Genomic DNA, 3,440 nt, shown 5'->3' with positions numbered 1-3,440 from the left:
GGAGGCAATCGTGGCCGCAGCGGCGCGGCCGGTGCGTTCGGCCGCCCCGGAGGCGCGCCCCGCAGGGGCCGCAAGTCCAAGCGGCAGAAGCGTCAGGAATACGACTCGATGCGGGCCCCCGAGGTCGGCGGCGTCCGGCTCCCCGACGGTCGTGGGCAGGTCCTGCGGCTGGCACAGGGTGCCTCGCTGAGCGACTTCGCGGACAAGATCGACGTCAACCCGTCGCAGCTGGTCCAGGCGCTGTTCAACCTCGGTGAGATGGTGACGGCCACGCAGTCCGTCACCCCGGAGACCCTTCAGCTCCTCGGCGAGGAGATGGGCTTCAAGGTCCAGGTCGTCAGTCCCGAGGACGAGGACCGCGAACTGCTCGACTCGTTCGACCTGTCGTTCGGCGAGGACGAGGGCGGGGAGGACGATCTCGAGATCCGTCCCGCTGTCGTCACCGTCATGGGTCACGTCGACCACGGCAAGACCCGGTTGCTCGACAGCATCCGGTCCGCGAAGGTCGGCGAGGGCGAGGCCGGCGGCATCACCCAGCACATCGGTGCCTACCAGGTCACCGTGCCGGTCGACGATATCGACCGGACGATCACCTTCATCGACACCCCGGGTCACGAGGCGTTCACCGCCATGCGTGCCCGCGGCGCCAAGTCGACGGACATCGCGATCATCGTGGTCGCGGCGGACGACGGCGTGATGCCGCAGACGGTCGAGGCGATCAACCACGCGCAGGCGGCCGACGTGCCGATCGTCGTGGCGGTCAACAAGATCGACAAGGAGGGCGCACAGCCCGACAAGATCCGTGGCCAGATGACCGAGTACGGGCTCGTCCCGGAGGAGTACGGCGGCGACACCATGTTCGTCGACATCTCCGCGAAGCAGGGGCTCAACATCGAGTCGCTCCTCGAGGCGGTCGTCCTCACCGCGGACGCGTCGCTGGACCTGCGGGCCAACCCGGACATGGACGCGCAGGGCGTGGCCATCGAGGCGCACCTCGACCGCGGACGCGGTCCGGTCGCCACGGTGCTCATCCAGCGCGGAACGCTGCGGGTCGGCGACTCGATCGTGGCGGGCGACGCGTACGGCCGGGTTCGTCGCATGGTGGACGAGCACGGGGAGGACGTCGTGGAGGCGACCCCGTCCCGTCCGGTCCAGGTGATCGGCCTGACCAGCGTCTGTGGCGCAGGCGACACCCTGATGGTGGTCGAGGAGGATCGCACCGCACGGCAGATCGCGGACAAGCGGAACGCGCGCAAGCGCAACGCGCTCGCCGCCCGGTCCCGCCGTCGGATCAGCCTCGAGGACCTGGATTCGCATCTCAAGGAGACGAGCCAGCTCAACCTCATCATCAAGGGCGACAACTCCGGTACGGTCGAGGCCCTCGAAGAGGCCCTCATGGGCATCGAGATCGACGACGAGGTGCAGTTGCGTGTCATCGACCGCGGTGTCGGTGCGGTCACCGAGACCAACGTCAACCTGGCGGCCGCATCCGACGCCGTGATCATCGGGTTCAACGTCCGCGCGGAGGGCAAGTCGACGGAGCTGGCCAACCGCGAGGGCGTGGACATCCGGTACTACTCGATCATCTACCAGGCGATCGATGAGATCGAGAGTGCGCTCAAGGGCATGCTCAAGCCGATCTACGAGGAGAAGAAGCTCGGTCAGGCGGAGATCCGCCAGCTGTTCCGCTCCTCCAAGCTCGGCAACATCGCGGGTTGCATGGTCCTCGACGGGATCATCCGACGCAACGCCAAGGCCCGTCTCATCCGCGACGGCAAGGTCGTCGTCGAGGAGATGACCGTCTCCTCGCTGCGCCGCGAGAAGGACGACGCGACCGAGGTCCGCGAGGGCTTCGAGTGTGGTCTGACGGTGACGTACTCCGACATCAAGATCGGCGACGTGATCGAGACCTACGAGCTCGTCGAGAAGCCGCGCGACTGACGTCGACGGCGACAACCCCGTGGGGGCAGGTTCCGTGGTCTGCGGGCCTGCCCCCACGGCATTCTGGGTATCGAGCGGCCGCCCGGCGGCCGCATCACGTCAAGGAGGATCGCCATGGCCGGAAAGGGACGGGCCGGACGGCTCGGCAAACGGATCGGGGAGATCGTCGCGACGGCGATCGAGCACGAGATCAAGGATCCGCGTCTCGAGTTCATCACCATCACCGATTCGCGCATCACGGCGGATCTGAGGGTGGCCACCCTCTACTACACGGTCCGGGGGAGGACGCTCGACGAGGAACCCGACATCGCCGACGCGGGTGAGGCCCTGGCGAACGCCCGGGGCCGGCTGCGCACGATGGTGGGTAAGCAGACGGGGGTCAAGTTCACTCCCGAGCTGACCTTCCGGCTGGATTCCGTACCGGATGCCGCGCGCCAGATGGAGGAGTTGCTCGCCAAGGCCCGCGCCCAGGACGAGCAGGTCCGCCGGGTGGCGGAGGGTGCGCGGCCCGCAGGGGACGAGGACCCCTACCGCAGGGACGACGAGGTGGGTCTACCGGAGGACGACGACCGGTGACCACCCTGGTGGACGCGGGCGGCGCGGCCGAGGTCCTCGCGCGGCACCGTGAGGTGACCGTGCTGTGCCACGTCCGCCCCGACGCCGATGCCCTCGGGAGTTCCGCGGGCCTGGCCCGTGCACTGCGGGCGGTCGGCGTCGTGGTCCACCAGTCGTTCGACCCGGGCACGGTGCCGGAGGCGCTCCGGGTGATCCCGGGTACGGAACACGTGGTGCCGATCGCCGAGGTGCCGGAGCACGACGGCCTGGTGGTGACGCTGGACTGCGCCAGCCCGGACCGGGTGGGCGACTGGGGACGGTTGGCCCGCTCGGCGACAGAGGTCCTCGTGGTGGACCATCACCGTTCCAACCCGGGATTCGGGACGCACCTGCTGTTGGATCCCGGGGCGGCCTCCACCGCGACCCTGGTACTCGACGTTCTCGAGGCCGGTCGCTACCCGGTCGACCCGGACCTCGCCACCAGCCTCTACGCGGGGCTCGTCACCGACACCGGGTCCTTCCGGTGGGGTGGGGCGGGTTCGCACGACACGGCCCGCCGACTGCTGGCGGCCGGGGCGGAGTCCCGGGAACTCGGTTTCGCGCTCCTCGACGCCCACCCGTTCTCCTGGCTCCGTGTGCTGGGGGATCTCCTGGGGACCGCCCGCCTGGACACCGAGGCGGCAGGGGGGCGGGGCGCGGTGTGGTTGACGGTCCCGCACGACGTCGTCGCGTCGGTCGACGAGGCCGACCTCGAGTCGCTCGTGTCCCACCTGCAGGGGGTCCGGGAGGCGGAGGTGGCGGTCCTCGTCAAGGAGATCAGACAGGGCGAGTGCGCGGTGTCGCTCCGCTCCCGCGGTGGCGACGGCGTGGACGTCTCGGCCGTGGCCTCGACGCTCGGCGGCGGTGGACACCCGGCGGCGGCCGGGTGCACCGTGAGCGGCGAC

At 69.8% G+C, this 3,440-nt stretch carries 3 protein-coding genes; all 3 read left to right on the top strand.

What is annotated here, in order from left to right; translation table 11 throughout:
* Window positions 1–1,941, top strand: a 1,941-nt coding sequence (gene infB, locus G6017_RS12780) for a translation initiation factor IF-2 (protein ID WP_182609730.1), incomplete at its 5' end; no start/stop codon positions are given.
* A 114-nt stretch (window positions 1,942–2,055) separates the two neighbouring features.
* Window positions 2,056–2,517 carry a 30S ribosome-binding factor RbfA gene (gene rbfA, locus G6017_RS12775; RefSeq protein ID WP_182609731.1) on the top strand — a complete coding sequence of 154 codons (462 nt, stop codon included), beginning with the start codon at window positions 2,056–2,058 and terminating at the stop codon, window positions 2,515–2,517.
* On the top strand, window positions 2,514–3,440 hold a 927-nt coding region (locus G6017_RS12770), incomplete at its 3' end, for a DHH family phosphoesterase (RefSeq protein WP_182617684.1). The genes rbfA and G6017_RS12770, both read left to right, overlap by 4 nt.

Source organism: Dietzia sp. B44 (assembly GCF_014145245.1).
GTDB lineage: Bacteria > Actinomycetota > Actinomycetes > Mycobacteriales > Mycobacteriaceae > Dietzia > Dietzia natronolimnaea.
This window is presented reverse-complemented; position numbering and strand designations above follow the sequence as displayed.